The organism is Flagellimonas oceanensis (assembly GCF_003992595.1).
GTDB classification, from domain to species: Bacteria; Bacteroidota; Bacteroidia; order Flavobacteriales; family Flavobacteriaceae; genus Flagellimonas; species Flagellimonas oceanensis.
In genome coordinates this window covers 194,904-212,560 of the sequence record NZ_RZNA01000003.1, presented here as the reverse complement: position 1 = coordinate 212,560, position 17,657 = coordinate 194,904, and the positions used below count along the sequence as shown (strand labels likewise).

Genomic DNA, 17,657 nt, shown 5'->3' with positions numbered 1-17,657 from the left:
TTTATTTTTACGGCAACCCATAAACATGTAAGCGTGCAAAAAATCATATCGTATCCACTGACCTTAATTTTCTTTTTGCTCTTTGGTTTGGTTCTGGTCATTTTTCACCCTATACAATGGATCTGCCTTAAAGTGTTCGGTTACAATGCACACAAAAAAAGTGTTTCCATCTTAAATTGGTTCATTATGCGATGTACCAATGTACTCGGAACGCGCTACAACTTTAAAAACCAACAGGAGATTCCGGCCAACAGACCGCTCATTATTGTAACCAACCATCAAAGCATGTACGATATACCTCCTATAATTTGGTATATGCGCAAGTTCCACCCCAAGTTTGTGAGCAAAATCGAGTTGGGAAAGGGCATACCGAGTGTGTCTTTCAACCTAAGGCATGGCGGTTCCGCTCTGATTGACAGAAAAGACCCGAAACAATCCATCGCCGAGCTCCAAAAGTTGGCCAAATACATTGGTGCAAACAACCGTAGTGCCGTTATTTTCCCGGAAGGAACCCGAAGCAGGAATGGAGTGCCCAAACCGTTTAGGACCACTGGGCTTAAAGTGATGCTTAAAAATGCACCCTCAGCTTTGATTGTACCCATCAGTATCAACAACTCATGGAAGTTGTTGCGCTACGGGAAATTTCCAATGGGATTGGGGTCACATGTTACGTTTGAAGTTCATCCTCCCATGGAAAATAGTGGAAACGCCGATGAACTCATTGCTGAAATAGAAAAGCAGATTGTGGCTGGAGTCAATACCAACTAGAATATTCACTTGCTGTAATGATGCTCTATTGCACGTCATTCCGAATTACTGCCCGCGGCAGGCAAGGTATTTCGGAATCTCATCGAACTAATAATTGAGCTTTAATGAGAACCTGAATCAAGTTCAGGTTGACGAAAGTTTTATCAATGAAAAATCCATACTATCAAAAAAACCAATGATGAAAACAGGCCAATTGGTACAACATACCATCGAATTTGTGAAAAATGAGCTCCAAAATGCGGAAGGCGGCCACGATTGGTTCCATATTGAACGCGTTTTCAATACCTCCAAGTTACTTCTCAAGCATGAAGAAGGGAATGCCTTGGTCGTTAAATTGGCCGCCCTGCTCCATGATATTGCTGACCCTAAATTTCATGATGGGGATGAAAGCATTGGACCAAAAACCGCAAGAAACTTTCTGGAATCCCTATCCGTTGATGCAAAGACTATCGAGCATGTCGTCAACATCATTAAGCACATGTCCTTTAAAAACAGTTTGGAAACCGAAGGTGCAAGGTTTACATCCATGGAGTTTCAGATTGTGCAGGACGCCGACCGTTTGGATGCGATAGGGGCCATTGGAATTGCAAGAGCCTTCAACTATGGAGGTTTTAAAAACAGGGAACTACACAATCCGAATATTCCGCCCGACCTTAGTATGAACAAGGAAGCATACAAAAAATCCACGGCTCCCACCATCAATCATTTTTATGAAAAATTATTGTTGCTCAAGGATAAAATGAACACTCAGACTGGGAAAAAATTGGCGAAAGAACGCCATCAGTTTATGCTGGACTACCTGGAACAGTTTTATAAAGAGTGGGACGGAGCTGAATAATCCCTAGGATTTCTGTGCCCGTTTTTTGTATCTTGTTGACTCACATAAAAATCAAACTAAACAAGATGCAAAGAAGAAAGTTCATCAAAAATACGGCAGCTGCTTCGGCTGCATTTTCCATTGTCCCCAGTCATGTAATGGGCAAGACCCATGTTCCTCCAAGTGACACCCTGTATGTGGCAGGTTTTGGTGTTGGAGGAAGGGGCAATAGTGTGATAAATGGCTTAAATGATACAGGAAAGGTGAAGTTCGTAGCTTTTTGCGATGTGGATGACCGTCGTGCCCAGCAAACCTTTGAACAATTCCCAGATGTAAAACGATTCAAGGATTTTAGAAAAGTTTTTGATGCACACTTAAATGATATTGATGCCATCGCCGTAGCGAGCCCAGATCATACGCACGCTACCATCTCTTTACCCTTTATGCGGGAGAAAAAGCATGCCTATGTGGAAAAACCGTTGACCCACAACATTTATGAGGCCCGTTTGATGACCCAAGTGGCAAAGGAACAGGGAATCGTGACCCAAATGGGTAATCAGGGAGCATCCAGTGACGGTAGTCGAATTGCTCGCGAATGGGTGGAGTCCGGTATTATTGGAAAGGTTCACACGATTGATTGCTGGACCAACCGACCTGTATGGCCACAAGGTGTTCCCCTCCCAACAGAAAAAGACCGTATCCCTAGGGGCTTGGATTGGGACCTTTGGTTGGGACCGGCCAAAATGAGAGATTACAATGATGCCTATCTACCATTTAAGTGGAGAGGTTTCTGGGACTTTGGAACAGGAGCATTGGGCGATATGGGATGCCACATTATGGAAACTCCTTTCAGCGTTCTTGACCTTGGATATCCCAAAGAGGCCGAAGCCAGTTGTACTACGGTTTGGGTAGATGATTTTGTAGAAGCCGATTACAGTCACTCCTGTCCTCCATCTTCCAAAATCCATTTAAAGTTCGAGCACGAAGAACATGGAGATATTGCTCTGAACTGGTATGATGGCGGCATAAAACCAGACCTTCCAGACGAATTGAAGGATGACGAAACCATTGGTGATTCCGGTGGAGGAAGTATTATTTATGGAGACAAAGGCATTTTGGTGTGCGATACGTACTCTAGAAACGCAAGATTGCTACCTTCTGAAATGATGGATTTGTACAAAGCGCCAGCACCCAAATACGACAGGGTACCTGGAGGAATTGATGGTCACTTTGCCAACTTTGTTGATGGTTGCCAAAATGGTACACCCACCTCTTCCAATTTTGAAAAAGCAGGAAGATTGACAGAAACCGTACTTATGGGGAATTTGGCTGTGAAAGCTTACCAATACAAGGAACTGCAGGAAGGCAAAACCGCTCGTGATTGGAACCCATACAATTCTCCGGGAAGAAGAAAACTGTTCTGGGACGGGGACAACATGAAGATCACCAACTACGAGAAAGCCAACGAGTGGGTAACCCGCGATTACCGTGAAGGCTGGGAACTGAAATAGGTTTCACAACATAAAGCAATTTGAAGATGGCCCGTTTGGGCCATTTTTAATTTTGTTATTCTGAGCGTAATCAAGAATCAATCTTTAATGTTCATTGTTCAATTGCGATCAAAACAATTTCACCTGTCCATCCTTGTATTGCTCATGTAGTGTTGTGTTAAGAGGTGGAAAGCTTTTATCCTTGAAATATCGCTTTCGGGCAATTTGAGCCATTTCGTGTATTTGCTCCGCTATTTTACCTTCTCCCTTAGATCTAGTGCCAAACCTGCTATCGTTCACGGTACCGCCATGGCAATCCTGAATCTGGTGCAATACCTTTTCCGCTCTATCGGGCATGGTTTTTTTTATCCAGTCAGCAAATAGTCGTCCAATGGCTCCATTGAGTCGGACCACCGTCAACCCGAAAGAGACAGCCCCGTGATTGGACACCGCTTTGGCCAAAGGCAATAATTCGTGGGAATTGATTCCAGGTATCATCGGGGCCAACATCGCGTTTACAGGAATACCATTTTCTGACAACACCTGAATGGTATTTAGGCGTTTTTTGATGGATGCCGTTCTGGGTTCTAGGGTTCGTCTTGTTTTTTCTGATAGCGAAGTAACGGATACATTGACTCCTACCAACTGATGCCGGTTCAATTCTTTTAAAATATCCAAATCACGCAATACCAATACATTTTTGGTAATAATGCCCACTGGATGGCGATACTTCAAGAATACTTCGAGACATTTCCTTGTAATCCCGAACTTTTGCTCTGCGGGTTGGTAGCAATCCGTATTTCCGGACAACACAATGGTCTCAGCCTTCCATTTTTTATGTTTGATTTTGGCCTCCAAAAGTTCAGGAGCGGATTTTTTGACCAATATGCGCCGTTCAAAATCCAAGCCAGCGCTGTAGCCCCAATACTCGTGAGAGTTTCGGGCATAGCAATACACACATCCATGCTCACATCCCTGGTATGGGTTCATGGAATAGCTCATTCCCACATCCGGACTATCCACTTTATTGACGATGGTCTTTGGGAAAATGGGGATGTACTTTGTTTTATTGCTTTCAGCTTCTTCCCCTTCCAATCGGCAGAACTCCAAAAAATCATCGCGCATTTCAAACTGGTGCTTCAAAAACCGATTGCTCGTGTTTTTTTGCGCACCTCTTCCTTTTAAAAACTCTTCGGACATTGATATTTGGATTAAATCCAAATATATGGATTATTTCCTTTTTTAAGGCATCTTTAGATTATTTCTGACTGAAACGAATGGCACAAATTTCCTCGAATATATGGGCGGTCAGGGATTCTTCAGTCGCTGCGCTCCTTCAGAATGACAAGTGCTCTTCAATTGGCAATAAACAATCTTCAATGGCCAATTGTCCAACGTCTTGAGTCTTGCTTCTTGGCTCTTTTCTCTTGTTCCTTGTCCTTGATTCCTATTTAAAGTCAACCTTTACCAACTGCTTTCTGCTGCCGCGTTTGGCATAAAAGAGCATTTTGTCCTCTCCTTCATCTTTAAGGGGTTTGGAGACCATTAATGGTAATCGGGCTTCCTGCTGATCGATGATCTTCTCATAATCCATAGATCCATTTTCATCCAAGGAAATCATGAACACGTTTCGGTTTCTACTGAATCCTTGTTTGAATATCAAGCGTTCGTTGTTGATCAACTGTGGTTGTTCGGTGGAAGTGCATATAAAAAAGTACGTGTTTCCATCTTTACAGTACGAACTGTACGATGCATAGGCACCATCGCCCTGGGTCACTTCGGTCTTGTTGATGTTGCGGGCCCATTCCATATTCCCATTTGAATTGAGCTTTACACTGACGATATCGTTATGGTGGTAACGTTCTATCCTGACCCGTTGGCCAGCACCTGTTGTTTCCAATCCCGTGGTCACAAAGTATTCCTCGGCATTAAATAAAATATCATTGTCATCCGTAATTTCGACATTCTTGAACACTAAATTCTTGATGTCCTTATCCTCTTCACGTCCAAATTTGTCTTCCATGAACTGCTGTGAAAACCCATTGTATCTTTGGGCCTCAATATCCAAGGTGTTGGGGTTTAGATCAAAATAAACGATCCCATTGTACCGATTATCCTTTCTATCGGCATAAAAGCCCACACAGACCAGTTTGTCTTGAACCAAAACCGGATATAAGGCTTCAGGATACTTGCCTGGGTCCACAAAAGACTGTGATTTGTATCCATATTCGGACACCTTGATTAACTCATACTGGAACTTTCTTTCATCCACACGAAAACGTCGCTTTTTAAAATAGGCTTTCCCCACGATGTATGCCGTTTTCAGATCGGAAGAGAATGCAATGTTCTCAAAAGCATAGTTTTTCTCCTCGATTTCATCGGAAAAGTCATATTCGAACTTTTTGTTGAGGGCCGTATCGAACATATGGATCATGTGCTTGTTACTCTTGCCTCTTTTGTGATGCGTGCTGATCACAAAACCCTTTTTATCTTCATCAAAAAGGATGGCAGTGGTAAATCCACGTGAGAAATCTCGATTGTAGTAATTTTTCCCAACGGGGTCGTTTACCGGTTCCGAGGCAATGGAAAGTAGCTTTTTCTCCTTGAAATTAAAATCGATGATTGGGCTGGTATGCACCCAATATTCATAGCTCCTGCTACCTTCATTGTAATTTAAAAACAACAGGTTCAATTGACCGTTTTTAAGAAACCCGTTGACAAAATCCAGCCCCTTGAGCTTGTAGTTGTACTCGGATACCAGTTCCAGGTCACTGTTGTACTTTTCGATGAGATAGCCCTTGGGCTTCAGAATCAAACCTTGGTAATAGGCACGTACCAAAATGTACCCTCCAGAATCGTCTTCATCAATGGTAACAAGATTGGAATAGCGGTACCTATCCCGGTATTTTTCTCCAAAATCGTAGGAAACGGGCATTTTTTGGCTGTTCACGGCCATGCCCATAAGCACAAAGCTAACTAGTAGAAAGAGGTTCTTTTTCATGATCTGGCTTGGTTAGGCCAATGGTCATGATCCAGGGAAATCTGCTTTACGTTTTTCCAAAAATGCCGTGGTACCCTCTTTAAAGTCATCCGTACCAAAACAACTGCCAAAAGCGTCAATCTCCACCGAATAGCCATCAGCGTCATACTTAAAACCAGCATTTACCGCTTTTATTGCGTGTTTTATGGCCACAGTGGAATTATTCGATATCCTGCTTGCTATTTTAAGACAAAAGGGCAACAATTCTTCGGAAGCAACCACATGATTTACCAGTCCGTAACCAAAAGCTTTATCAGAATCGATCATACCCGCCGTCATAATCATTTCCATGGCACGCCCCTTACCGACCAATTGCGGCAAACGTTGTGTGCCGCCATACCCTGGGATGACGCCCAAAGATACTTCGGGCAAGCCCATTCTGGCATTACTGCTGGCCACCCTAAAATGACAGGCCATGGCAAGCTCCAAACCTCCGCCCAAGGCAAAACCATTGATGGCCGCGATGACAGGTGTGGACAGGTTTTCCACAAAATCGAACAGGTTCTGCTGCCCCGCTGCCGACAATTGACGGCCTTCTTTTACCGAGAAATCAGCAAATTCTGAAATATCGGCACCGGCAACAAAGGCTTTTTCCCCTTTTCCGGTTATGATGATCACTTTGGTCTCCTCATCCTCGTCCAATTCCTTGAATGCCACATGAAGCTCCTCTATGGTTCTTTTGTTGAGTGCATTGAGTTTTTTGGGACGGTTGATGGTTATGGTGGCCAAATTGTTCTCTTCTTCAATGTAGATGTTTTCGAAATCCATGTATACTGATATTTGAGACGGCATCCTGATTGTCCGCCATTATTTTTTCTGTTCCTTGGGGAATTGAATACAAAAAACAGTTCCTTTCCCCACTTGGGAAGTAAAGTTAATGGTTCCGCCGTAGTTTTCCACAATGTTCTTTACCATTCCCAATCCGAGTCCCGTTCCACTGGACTTGGTGGTAAATTTAGGTTCAAAAATCCTGTTCTTGTATTCGTCGGCAATGCCCGTTCCATTGTCGGCGATTGAAATCTTCACTTGATCTCCCACCGTTGCAACACTGACCAAAATTCTTGGGGATTCCACATCGGGTACCGCCTGAATGGCATTTTTCACCAAATTGGTAATCACCCGAATCAATTGGGTACGGTCCAATTTGGCCACGATTTCCTCTTCGTCCGCTATAAAATGGATGTAATCCTCCTGGAAGATCTCCAATGCCAATCTTACCACTTTCACCACGTTCAAGGTCTCATTTTGCTGTGCCGGCATATCCGCAAAACTGGAGAAGGCCGTGGCAATGTTGCTCATGGTATCAATCTGTTGGATCAATGTCTTGGAGAACTCCCTTACCTTATCCTGGATGTCGGGGTCGTTGGGGTCGAACTTGCGCTCAAAGCTCTGCACCGAAAGCCGCAAGGGCGTCAACGGGTTTTTGATTTCGTGCGCCACCTGTTTGGCCATCTCGCGCCATGCCTGCTCCCGTTCGCTTCGGGCCAATTTCACGGCACTCTCCTCCAGTTCGTCGATCATACGGTTGTAGGAGTCCACCAATTTACCGATCTCCTCCCCAGGGCTTTCCAGATAGATCTTTTCATTCTCACGGGTCAAATTGGTCCTATTGATCTTGTCCGATATGGTCTGAAGCGACCTGGTAATGTATTTTGAAATAAAATATGCCAGAACTATGGCAATGATCAACATCAACACATACACCATCCCCAACCTGAATAGGAATTCCTTCAACTCCATATTATTGAAAGTGTTGTCCTCAAAATAGGGAAGGTTCAGAATCCCGATGGGTTTGAACTTGAGGTCATAGATATACCTGTAGGTGGATTGATAATTATCCCCGGCCGCTCTTTTTTCCTCAACAAAGCGCGTATCCCCACTTTCCCTCAGAAAATTCAGCACTTCGGCATCCAAACAGGTGGCAATGGCGTTGGATTCAAATGTAGGTCGGGAGCTTTTTATCAGATTTCCCTCAAGATCATAAATATTGAAATTGACATTTTGAATGTTGGCTATCTCATAAATCTCCTCACTAAAGATCAAATGAAGGTTTTCGGTACTTATGGGATAGGTGGTCTCTTTGAGCGTGTAGTTGATGCTTTTCATCAATTGCTCTTCCTTTCGCTCCAATCTTTCGTTGTGGTAATCGTTCCCTTGCTCCTTATATTGGTAGACCGTTACCCCTGCAATCAGGACAGATGCCAGCACCACCAAGGTTATCATGGCAACGAATATGCGTGATCGTAAGGAGAGTTTTCTTAACAAGCTCGCTTGATTAAACGTTAAATTTAAGCAATTATCGAGCCAAACAAAGGGCAAATGCAAGAGACAAGTTCAAGTTCAGCTAAAAGGCGGGACATTATTTGAACTTGTGCTTGATGTTGAACTTATTACGCATTGGGGTTCCTATCGCGTACCTTTTTGTACCATCGAATGCCCAACATCAGCAAAATCATCAGGACAAACATGCCAATAATACCATAGATCCAATTGAAAGCACTTTTGAGAACCACCAAGAATACCACCGCAAATAGGATAATGGTGGCCACTTCGTTCCACATCCTCATAAATTTTGATGTGTACCTTACCTCATCACGCTGCAATTGCTTAAAAATCTGATGGCATTTGAAATGATACCCAAAGAGCATCAGCACAAAGACCAACTTTACATGCATCCAAGGTTGTTGCAACCATCCGGGCATCAAAATCAACAACCAAATGGCCGTAAGCGTGCACAAAATGGCTGATGGCCAGGTAATGATGTACCACAATCGCTTCGTCATCAACTTGAGTTGATCGGACAGGATTTCCTTATCTGGCGATGGTTTCTGCCCAGCCTCAATATGATAAATAAAGAGCCTGGGTATGTAGAACAGGCCTGCAAACCAGGTTACCACGAATATCAGGTGCAATGATTTTATGTAAGGGTACAGCAATTGCTCGGTTTTTACGTGTTACATCCAAATGGCAAAAATACCATTCGCTAAAATTTCGGCATTAAAATTAGATATTTCTACATTGACCGCCCATTCATGCCATCAGCTATTCTTCAATGCTCAAATAATCCAGTTTGAGTTGGTTGAACTCTTCGTTGAAGGCTGAAACCTCCTTGTCCACCAGATTATCAAAGGCGTTCAATTGTGCATTTATTTTACCGGACATTTCATTTTTAACCGCGATATCCTGATCGGTCGGCGGAAAATCATCAATGGACACCAAGCTGTTCAAATGCGCCAACTTGTTGGTCAGTTTGATCGGGAAGTTCAATGGGTCTTGACCACTTCTGTTTTTGGTCTGATACAATTCCCTCTCAATGGATCCAAATTCCTCCTTCATCTTTCTGGCCTTCTCCACCAAAGCTTTTGTGGTATCATCATCCTTGTACTTTTTGATGAATTCATCCAATTTGTCGTTGACGGCCCTTATTTTCTTGATGGACTGGTGTGCTCTGTCAACGGTTTCGTTTACTTCGGTAATAAAATCGTATTGCTTCTGCATATCGGCCACGGAAACCTCGGCCCTTGGATCGGGAAGAATGGTAAACTCCTCGGTTTGGTCGCTTCCGTTTACATTCAAAATGACTTTGTAGGTTCCGGGAACAGCCTTGGGACCACTCAGATTGGCCCACCAAAGAATCATGCCCTTTAATCTTTCGGCTCCTTTTCCTCGAGTGTTCCACACATAAGTGTTCCCTCCTTTTTTGGGTTCCAGTTTCTTGTCCTTATCCTTGGCATAAGTACTGTAGGTTGCCAAAGTATCCCCGTTCATTTTGGTATAGGTCAAAGCTAAACTGTCCTTTTCAGAGACATCTTTCAGGTAAAAATGAGTTATAACCCCATTGGCTAAGTTTTCCCCTTCCGTTTTTGACGGTCTGCTGGCTGCCCTGCCCTTGGTTCGGTAACTGTCCCTTGGTTTATACAAAATGGCACCCGCTGATTTCTTGGCATCATCCAATTGGTGCAATACGGTTAGGTCATCAATGACCCAAACACTTCTACCTTGGGTGGCCACGATCAAGTTGTCATCTTTAATGGCCAGATCGGTAATGGGTACTATGGGCAAATTCAACTGAAACTTCTCCCAATGAATCCCATCGTTGAAGGATATATACATTCCCGTCTCGGTTCCTGTATAGAGCAGGCCTTTTCTTTTGGGGTCCTCCCTGACCACACGGGTAAAGTGCTCATCTTCGATTCCGTCGGTAATTTTAGTCCATGACTGTCCATAATCCGTGGTTTTGTAGAGATATGGAGCAAAATCGCCCAACTTATACCGGGTGGCCGCAACGTAGCAGGTTCCTTCATCAAACGCAGAGGGTTCAATACTGTTGACCATATTCCATTCGGGCATGTTCGGAGGGGTTACGTTTTCCCAAGTCTGCCCCCCATCCTTGGTCACATGGATAAGTCCATCATCACTTCCTACCCATAGCAACCCTTCTTTCAATGGACTTTCATTGGCAGCGAAAATGGTACAGTAATATTCCACACTGGTGTTGTCCTGTGTGATGGGCCCTCCACTGGACACCAATTTATCGGGGTCGTTACGGGTAAGGTCACCACTCAACAATTCCCAACTCTGACCTTCGTTGGTGGTCAGGTGCACATGGTTGGAGAAGGTGTACAATTTGTTGGGATCGTGCTTACTGAACATTATGGGGAAATTCCACTGAAAACGGTACTTCATTCCCTCGGCACCATAACCCATAGGGTTATCTGGCCAAACGTTGACTGCTCTTGTGGTGTTATTGGCGTGGTTCACGCGCGTCAACAATCCACCATAACTGCCTCCGTAAACGATATCATCATTGGTGGGGTCCACGGCGATATGTGCCGACTCGCCTCCCGCAGTCGACTCCCAATCATCCTCTCCTATGGAACCATCATCACTTCTGTAATTGATTCTCAAGGTAGAGTTATCTTGTTGGGCCACGTAAATACGATATGGGAACGCATTATCCGTGGTCACCCTATAAAATTGGGCAGTGGGTTGGTTGTTCATGGTACTCCACGTTTCTCCTCCATCGTAGGTTACTTGTGCCCCTCCATCATCGGCCATGACCATACGATTGGAATCTTCCGGGGCAATCCAGAGATCGTGATGGTCTCCGTGAGGGGCATTATCGGATGTAAAGGTCTTCCCCCCATCAGTGCTTTTGTGGTAACGCACATTCAAAACATATACCACGTCCTCATCGTTGGTGTCGGCATAAACCCTTGTATAGTACCAAGCACGCTGTCTCAAGTTTCTATCACTATTGATCAGGGACCACGTTTTACCTGCATCTTCCGAGCGGTACAAACCTCCCTTATCCTTATTCTCCACCATCGCCCAGACCCGATTGCTATTTTGGGGAGAGACAGCCACTCCGATTATTCCCAACGTATCGGTTGCGAAACCTTCGTTTTTGGAAATCTCCGTCCACGTTTCTCCGCTATCGGTACTTTTCCAAAGTGCAGAACCTTCGCCACCACTACTTAAACTATAAGGCGTACGCTGTATTCTCCATGTGGAAGCATATAAAATCCTTGGGTTGTTGGGGTCGAAAGTCAAATCAACGGCACCGGCCATATCGTTGGCATAAAGTACTTTTTTCCATGTCTCGCCACCATCGGTACTTTTATAAACACCTCTTTCAGTAGTGGGTTTGTACAAGTTTCCCATTACCGCGGCGTACACAATATTATAATCCTTGGGGTGAATCCGCATTCGGGAAATGTGACGGCCTTTGTCCAAGCCCAACGATTTCCAGGTCTTTCCTGCGTCCTCGGTTTTCCAGACACCATAGCCAGATGAAACATTACCGCGAACCGTCTGCTCGCCTCCACCTACGTATATCACATTATGGTCACTTTGTGCCACTTCAACAGCTCCTATACTTCCGCCAAAATACCCATCGGAAATATTTTCCCAACTACGTCCGCCATCCTTGGTTCTCCACACACCACCACCTGTAGCACCAGAATAATACAAGTTCGGTTCCCCGGGCACCCCGGTAACGGTTCCGGAACGGCCACCACGAAATGGACCGATCAATCGATACTCCAAACTTGAGTAGAGTTCTTCGGGATACTCCGGTGTACTTTGTTTTTTGTTTCTGCGCTGGGAGTGAATTGGGCTTACGGATAATGTGACGGTAAGAAGAATCAAACCAATCTTGAAAAACCAAGTCTTCATTTTTTAAAGTGTTGAGTTAGTCGTCTTTAAAAGTAATGAAAAAAGGCACAAAAAAAGTTGTTCAATATTTTGTACTTTAACCCATCAGATAAAACTCAAAAACTAAACCATGCTCAAATTTTTTAAGCTCGCTATATTGATTTTGGCCATAGCAGCTTGTAAAGACCAATCAAACAAAAAAGAGGAAACAACAACTACCCAACACGAAGAAAAACAATCCGAATGGACCTATCTTTTTGATGGCAGCAGTTTGGAAGGTTGGCGCGGTTACAACATGGATTCCCTCCCTCCTGGATGGACCATAAAAGACAGTGTCCTCACTTTTGACACTGAACTTGGACTGGAACAAGATTATACGGGCGGAAAAGATATCATTTATGGAGCTGAGGAGTTCGATAATTTTGAACTCTATCTGGAATGGAAAGTTCCCGAAGGAGCCAACAGTGGCATTTTTTATCATGTGAAAGAAGGGTATGACGGCCCTCCCGTAGTGGCCCCCGAATACCAAATCATCGATGATGAGAACTACGCGGACATCCACGATTTGACAGCTTACAACTCACAGTTCGGGGCAGAGCACCCGGAATTGCTCCAGGATTGGCAGAAAACAGGTGCTGATTATGCCATGCACACGGCAGACGAATCACAAAAACAATTGAATCCTGTCGGCGAATGGAACTCCTCAAAAATCGTATTCACGCCTGAAAAGGTGGAGCACTGGCTCAACGGCAAAAAACTATTGGAGTTTGTGCCATGGTCCGACGATTGGAAAGCCAAAAAGAATTCAGGAAAATGGGACAGTGCCCCCGATTACGGAAAATACAAAACAGGCTACATTGCTTTGCAAGACCATGCAAGCCCTATTTGGTTCAGAAACATAAAAATTAAAAAACTATAACCTCCAGACCATGAACAAAAGAGAATTTATAAAGAAAAGTAGTGTAGGAGCACTCGGAATCATGTTTGCCCCTTCCATTTTGAAAGCAGGATTTCCAAAGGACAAACTTAGAACGGCCCACATTGGGGTCGGTAATATGGGAATGGAGGATCTCAAGGCGGTTTCATCACACGGAGCCGTGGAAGTCGTTGCTCTCTGTGATGTGGATGCCATCAATCTATCAACCGCACATAAAATGCACCCCGGCGCACGCATCTTTTTCGACTACCGTGCCATGTTGGAAGAAATGGGAGACGAAATCGATGCGGTCATTGTTTCCACACCGGACCATACACATGCACCGGCATCCTTAATGGCAATGAACATGGACAAACCCGTGTACTGTCAAAAACCATTGACCCACTATGTTTCCGAATCCAGGGAAATGAAAAAGTTGGCCGCAGAAAAAGGCTTGGTCACGCAAATGGGCATTCAGGTTCACTCTTTTTACGACTATAAATTGGCTACCCTTTTGATCCAATCCGGGATTATCGGAAAAGTACATACCGTGCATGCATGGTCTCCCAAAAACTGGGGGTACGATGGTCCGTTACCTGAGGGCGAAGACCCTGTTCCAGACCAATTGGATTGGAACCTTTGGTTGGGAACCTCTAAAAAGCGACCCTATAAAAAAGATATGTACCACCCGGGCAACTGGAGAAAATTGATGGATTACGGCTGTGGTACCTTGGGCGATATGGGCGTCCATATTTTTGATACACCCTACAACGCATTGGAACTTGATGTACCCAGAACCATTATGACGGAGTGCCGACCCACCAACGGGTTTGGTTTCCCTGAAAAGAACACGGTTACCTATGAGTTCCCAGGTACCCAATACACCGGTAAATCCCTAAAATGGATTTGGTATGATGGCCCCGGAGCTCCCGAAATGCACGAGGACCTTATGTTGCCGGGCATGGAAATGAAGAAGGACAAAAAGGCGAATAAAAAAGATGAAAACAGTATTTCCTTGGATGCGGGCGTAGCCGGAGAAAATGAATTGCCAGAACAAGGTGCCATGTTTGTGGGTACAAAAGGACGTTTGCTCCTCCCCCACTTCATGCAATTGCCAAAGAAAATACGAAGGGGGAAATATGTGGATATTTCCGAGGAAATCGCCAAGGTTTCCGAAGAGCACAATTTGGGAGAGCCTATCCGCAACTATGGCACCGAAGGTCCAAAGCACTACCATCAATTTGTGGACGCTTGTTTGGGAAAGGATACCACAACCGCTCCTTTTGATTATGCAGCTAGATTGACCGAAACCATTCTATTGGGTACCATTGCAGGTCGTTTTCCTGGCGAGACCCTGCATTGGGACGCGAAGACCGCTCAGTTCAAAGAGGAGAAAGCCAATAAATATCTGGCTGGGGATTACCGTGATTTTTAACCACTTTCCATGTCATCCAAACAAGAATATTGGCTAAGTGGACCTATTCCAGATGTTCCCGCTTTGTTGCAACCTGCCGCTCACGCTTTGTTGCAAACGGTACGGGAGGCAAACCAATACCTAACGGATTTTCCAGAAGAAAAGCTCTGGGAAAAACCATTTGGCAGGGCTTCGGTCGGGTTTCATTTAAGACACATGACAGGGGTCTTGGACCGTATGCTGACATATGCAGATGAGAAAGCATTGACAGCGGAACAGTTTGATTTTTTGAAGAATGAAGGCAATGGGGAAAATGCGCCCTCATCCGAAGCACTGATAACTGATTTTGAGAAAAAGGTGCATCAGGCTTTGGAGCATTTCAAAAATACGCCTGAAGCCATACTCACGGAAGAACGTTTTGTGGGTCGAAAAAAGTTGCCCTCAACAGTCATAGGATTGCTTTTTCATGCTGCCGAGCACAGTCAACGCCATGTGGGCCAGTTATTGGTTACAGCAAGTGCCTTAAAAGAATCAGCTCAGTAATACATTTCATTAAACCAGCACCGAAGACAAATGAACAAACCGACCCGCAACCTTCTTTATCTCCTTTTCCTAATTCCCGTATTGATGCTATCACAAAATCGACTTAGAGACCATGGTATTCAGGTTGGCGTGCTGCAACCAGGTCAATTCAATGCCATTACGGATGTCCCCGGAGTTCAAGTAGGCCATTCCACCTTGATCGAAGATGAGAATATAAGAACCGGGGTCACTTCGATCCTACCGCACTCTGGAAACATCTTTCAGGAAAAGGTGCCCGCAGCTATCTTCGTTGGCAATGGCTTTGGCAAGCTAGCGGGATATACGCAGGTCAAGGAGTTGGGCAATCTGGAAACCCCAATCATTTTGACCAACACCTTGAGTGTTCCCACAGCAATGAACGCCCTTATCGGTTACACCCTCAATCAACCTGAAAACCAAAATGTCCGTTCCGTAAATGCAGTGGTCGGCGAAACCAACGATGGGTACCTCAACGATATTCGAGGCCGTCATGTTACGGAAGATGATGTACTTCAAGCTATTGAAAATGCAACATCGGGCCCTGTTACCGAAGGTAATGTAGGGGCTGGAACGGGAACCATATGTTTTGGCTTCAAAGGAGGTATCGGCACATCCTCCAGGGTCTTGCCCAAAAAATCCGGCGGTTATACCGTAGGGGTATTGGTACAGACCAACTTTGGAGGGGTTTTGCAAATAGCTGGAGTGGATGTGGGCAAAAAATTGGGGCACTATTCGAACAGTTTTAAATATTCCCCCGATGGTTCCTGTATGATGGTCGTGCTCACGGATGCCCCCTTGGATGCCAGAAATCTGGAACGTTTGGCCAAGCGGGCCATGTTGGGACTTTCTCGCACTGGCGGGATTGCAAGTAACGGGAGCGGGGACTACGTAATCGCAGTTTCCACGGCAGAGGCATGTAGAATTCCCTACCAGAGCGATGACCTGATTCAATCCCATCCGACCTTGAGAAACGGGGCCATGACGCCTTTGTTCCTCGCTACCATCGAAGCCACGGAAGAAGCAATTCTGAATTCCCTTTTTGCGGGAGAAACCATGATTGGTCGAGATGGACACAAAATCGAGGCACTTCCAAAGAAAAAAGTACTGGCTATGTTGAAAGAGGCAGGGAAAATGGACTAATCACATACCAACTGTAACAATACAGCGTCATTTCACACTAATCTAACGGAAGCAATTCTCTTTTTTTATAAATTGAGCATCAGATAAACTAAAAACACTACCATGGATATTTTTGGAAAAATAAAGGAAAAACTCAGTAATGAGTTTATCGACATTGTTGAATGGCTCGACTACACCGATGACACCATCGCCTACCGTTTCGAGCGATATCAAAATGAAATAAAAAACGGGGCCAAGCTCATCGTACGCGAAGGACAGACCGCCGTTTTTATCAATGAAGGGCAATTGGCCGACGTTTTTGAGCCCGGCACTTACGAGCTTACTACACAAAACCTGCCTATTTTGGCCACTTTGAAGGGTTGGAAATATGGTTTCAACTCGCCTTTTAAAGCCGAGGTGTATTTTGTGAACACCCACCTGTTTACCGATGAGAAATGGGGAACAAAGAGTCCCATCACTTTAAGTGATGACCGCTTTGGACTTGTGGAAATAAGAGCCTTCGGAACATACGCCTTTAAAATTTCCGATGCAGGAAAGTTCATCAAGGACATTGTTGGTACCGACAATAACTTTACCAGTTTTGAAATCAACGAGCACTTAAAAAGCTTGATCGCCACCCGTTTTACCAATACTGTGGGGCAGGCCAATCTTCCCATAGAGCTTTATGCGGCCAATACCACCGAGCTTTCGGACACCTGTCGCGAAGTAATGTCGCCTGAGTTCGAAAGTGTGGGTATCTCTTTGGAAAAATTCTACATTGAGAACGTATCCATGCCCGAAGACCTCAAAAAGGAAATCTTCGAATACAGCCGTATCGATAAACTTGATTTGGACAAATTGACCAAGTTCAAAACAGCGAAGGCAATAGAGGCCGCTGCCCAAAACGAGGGCGGAACCGCTGGTGCCGGCATGGGCATGGGCATGGGATTTGTTTTGGCCCAACAAATGGGCGGCATGATGGGCGGAAACACACAAGCAACTCCGCAACAAGCTGCCCAGCCATCAGGAGGAGCTGTTCCACCACCAATGCCAACACCAACCATGTATTATTATGCCTCCAACGGGACGCAACATGGCCCAGTGACTTTTGAGCAGATGCAATCCTTGTTCGCTTCGCGAACCATCAATCGTGATAGTTTAGTGTGGAAACAAGGCATGTCGGCATGGACGGCATTGAAAGAAGTGGAAGAATTGAAATCGTTCTTGGGAGGTAACACACCACCGCCACTACCAACGGAGTAATTTTATACCGATTATGCTGAACTGTCATTTCGAGCGGAGTCGAGAAACAAGTGAAGCATTTCCCATTTTTTAATTGCACCTGAGTAAGATCCTTCGTTTTACTCAGAATGACA

At 44.8% G+C, this 17,657-nt stretch carries 14 protein-coding genes; 8 read left to right on the top strand and 6 right to left on the bottom strand.

Going from position 1 to position 17,657, the window contains the following annotated elements; translation table 11 throughout:
• Positions 1–33 precede the first annotated feature (33 nt).
• The 3 genes from EO132_RS01040 (at position 34) to EO132_RS01030 (ending at position 3,096) form a co-directional block, all read left to right on the top strand.
• Positions 34–768, top strand: a complete 735-nt coding sequence (locus EO132_RS01040) for a lysophospholipid acyltransferase family protein (protein ID WP_127136183.1) — start codon at positions 34–36, stop codon at positions 766–768.
• A gap of 178 nt (positions 769–946) precedes the next feature.
• Complete coding sequence (locus EO132_RS01035) at positions 947–1,606, top strand: HD domain-containing protein (protein WP_127136301.1); 660 nt, start codon at positions 947–949, stop codon at positions 1,604–1,606.
• Positions 1,607–1,671: 65 nt separating this feature from the next.
• Entirely contained in the window at positions 1,672–3,096 is a 1,425-nt protein-coding gene (locus tag EO132_RS01030; RefSeq protein WP_127136182.1) for a Gfo/Idh/MocA family protein, read from the top strand.
• A 108-nt stretch (positions 3,097–3,204) separates the two neighbouring features.
• Here EO132_RS01030 and EO132_RS01025 read toward each other — a convergent pair whose 3' ends face one another.
• The 6 genes from EO132_RS01025 to EO132_RS01000 all read right to left on the bottom strand — a co-directional run bounded on the left by EO132_RS01025 (position 3,205) and on the right by EO132_RS01000 (position 12,292).
• Complete coding sequence (locus EO132_RS01025; protein ID WP_127136181.1) at positions 3,205–4,275, bottom strand: PA0069 family radical SAM protein; 1,071 nt, start codon at positions 4,273–4,275, stop codon at positions 3,205–3,207.
• Between the two features lie 247 nt (positions 4,276–4,522).
• Complete coding sequence (locus tag EO132_RS01020; protein WP_127136180.1) at positions 4,523–6,076, bottom strand: hypothetical protein; 1,554 nt, start codon at positions 6,074–6,076, stop codon at positions 4,523–4,525.
• A gap of 24 nt (positions 6,077–6,100) precedes the next feature.
• The gene (locus EO132_RS01015) at positions 6,101–6,883 is read right to left on the bottom strand and encodes an enoyl-CoA hydratase/isomerase family protein (protein WP_127136179.1); all 783 of its coding nucleotides are present in this window, start codon (positions 6,881–6,883) and stop codon (positions 6,101–6,103) included.
• A 39-nt stretch (positions 6,884–6,922) separates the two neighbouring features.
• Positions 6,923–8,338, bottom strand: a complete 1,416-nt coding sequence (locus EO132_RS01010; protein ID WP_127136300.1) for a sensor histidine kinase — start codon at positions 8,336–8,338, stop codon at positions 6,923–6,925.
• Positions 8,339–8,505: 167 nt separating this feature from the next.
• The gene (locus tag EO132_RS01005) at positions 8,506–9,051 is read right to left on the bottom strand and encodes a CopD family protein (protein WP_127136178.1); all 546 of its coding nucleotides are present in this window, start codon (positions 9,049–9,051) and stop codon (positions 8,506–8,508) included.
• Positions 9,052–9,157: 106 nt separating this feature from the next.
• On the bottom strand, positions 9,158–12,292 hold the full coding sequence (locus EO132_RS01000; RefSeq protein WP_127136177.1) for a WD40/YVTN/BNR-like repeat-containing protein: 3,135 nt from the start codon (positions 12,290–12,292) through the stop codon (positions 9,158–9,160).
• Positions 12,293–12,401: 109 nt separating this feature from the next.
• On the opposite strand from EO132_RS01000, the gene EO132_RS00995 reads away from it, so the two are divergent.
• From EO132_RS00995 to EO132_RS00975, 5 genes are all read left to right on the top strand, one after another.
• Complete coding sequence (locus tag EO132_RS00995) at positions 12,402–13,190, top strand: 3-keto-disaccharide hydrolase (protein WP_127136176.1); 789 nt, start codon at positions 12,402–12,404, stop codon at positions 13,188–13,190.
• 10 nt (positions 13,191–13,200) lie between these two features.
• Complete coding sequence (locus tag EO132_RS00990; protein WP_127136175.1) at positions 13,201–14,622, top strand: Gfo/Idh/MocA family protein; 1,422 nt, start codon at positions 13,201–13,203, stop codon at positions 14,620–14,622.
• Positions 14,623–14,631: 9 nt separating this feature from the next.
• A complete protein-coding gene (locus tag EO132_RS00985) occupies positions 14,632–15,144 on the top strand; it encodes a DinB family protein (protein ID WP_127136174.1) in 513 nt (170 codons plus the stop codon).
• 30 nt (positions 15,145–15,174) lie between these two features.
• Positions 15,175–16,302, top strand: a complete 1,128-nt coding sequence (locus tag EO132_RS00980; protein ID WP_164732253.1) for a DmpA family aminopeptidase — start codon at positions 15,175–15,177, stop codon at positions 16,300–16,302.
• A 102-nt stretch (positions 16,303–16,404) separates the two neighbouring features.
• A complete protein-coding gene (locus EO132_RS00975; protein ID WP_127136173.1) occupies positions 16,405–17,544 on the top strand; it encodes an SPFH domain-containing protein in 1,140 nt (379 codons plus the stop codon).
• The last annotated feature ends 113 nt before the right edge of the window (positions 17,545–17,657 follow it).

What these genes read in the sequence shown, in the direction of transcription:
- EO132_RS01035 (WP_127136301.1), top strand. Translation starts at nt 947, where the DNA reads ATGAAAACAGGCCAATTGGTACAACATACCATCGAATTTGTGAAAAAT.
- EO132_RS01030 (WP_127136182.1), top strand. Translation starts at nt 1,672, where the DNA reads ATGCAAAGAAGAAAGTTCATCAAAAATACGGCAGCTGCTTCGGCTGCA.
- EO132_RS01025 (WP_127136181.1), bottom strand. Translation starts at nt 4,275, where the DNA reads ATGTCCGAAGAGTTTTTAAAAGGAAGAGGTGCGCAAAAAAACACGAGC.
- EO132_RS01020 (WP_127136180.1), bottom strand. Translation starts at nt 6,076, where the DNA reads ATGAAAAAGAACCTCTTTCTACTAGTTAGCTTTGTGCTTATGGGCATG.
- EO132_RS01015 (WP_127136179.1), bottom strand. Translation starts at nt 6,883, where the DNA reads ATGGATTTCGAAAACATCTACATTGAAGAAGAGAACAATTTGGCCACC.
- EO132_RS01010 (WP_127136300.1), bottom strand. Translation starts at nt 8,338, where the DNA reads ATGATAACCTTGGTGGTGCTGGCATCTGTCCTGATTGCAGGGGTAACG.
- EO132_RS01000 (WP_127136177.1), bottom strand. Translation starts at nt 12,292, where the DNA reads ATGAAGACTTGGTTTTTCAAGATTGGTTTGATTCTTCTTACCGTCACA.
- EO132_RS00995 (WP_127136176.1), top strand. Translation starts at nt 12,402, where the DNA reads ATGCTCAAATTTTTTAAGCTCGCTATATTGATTTTGGCCATAGCAGCT.
- EO132_RS00990 (WP_127136175.1), top strand. Translation starts at nt 13,201, where the DNA reads ATGAACAAAAGAGAATTTATAAAGAAAAGTAGTGTAGGAGCACTCGGA.
- EO132_RS00985 (WP_127136174.1), top strand. Translation starts at nt 14,632, where the DNA reads ATGTCATCCAAACAAGAATATTGGCTAAGTGGACCTATTCCAGATGTT.
- EO132_RS00980 (WP_164732253.1), top strand. Translation starts at nt 15,175, where the DNA reads ATGAACAAACCGACCCGCAACCTTCTTTATCTCCTTTTCCTAATTCCC.
- EO132_RS00975 (WP_127136173.1), top strand. Translation starts at nt 16,405, where the DNA reads ATGGATATTTTTGGAAAAATAAAGGAAAAACTCAGTAATGAGTTTATC.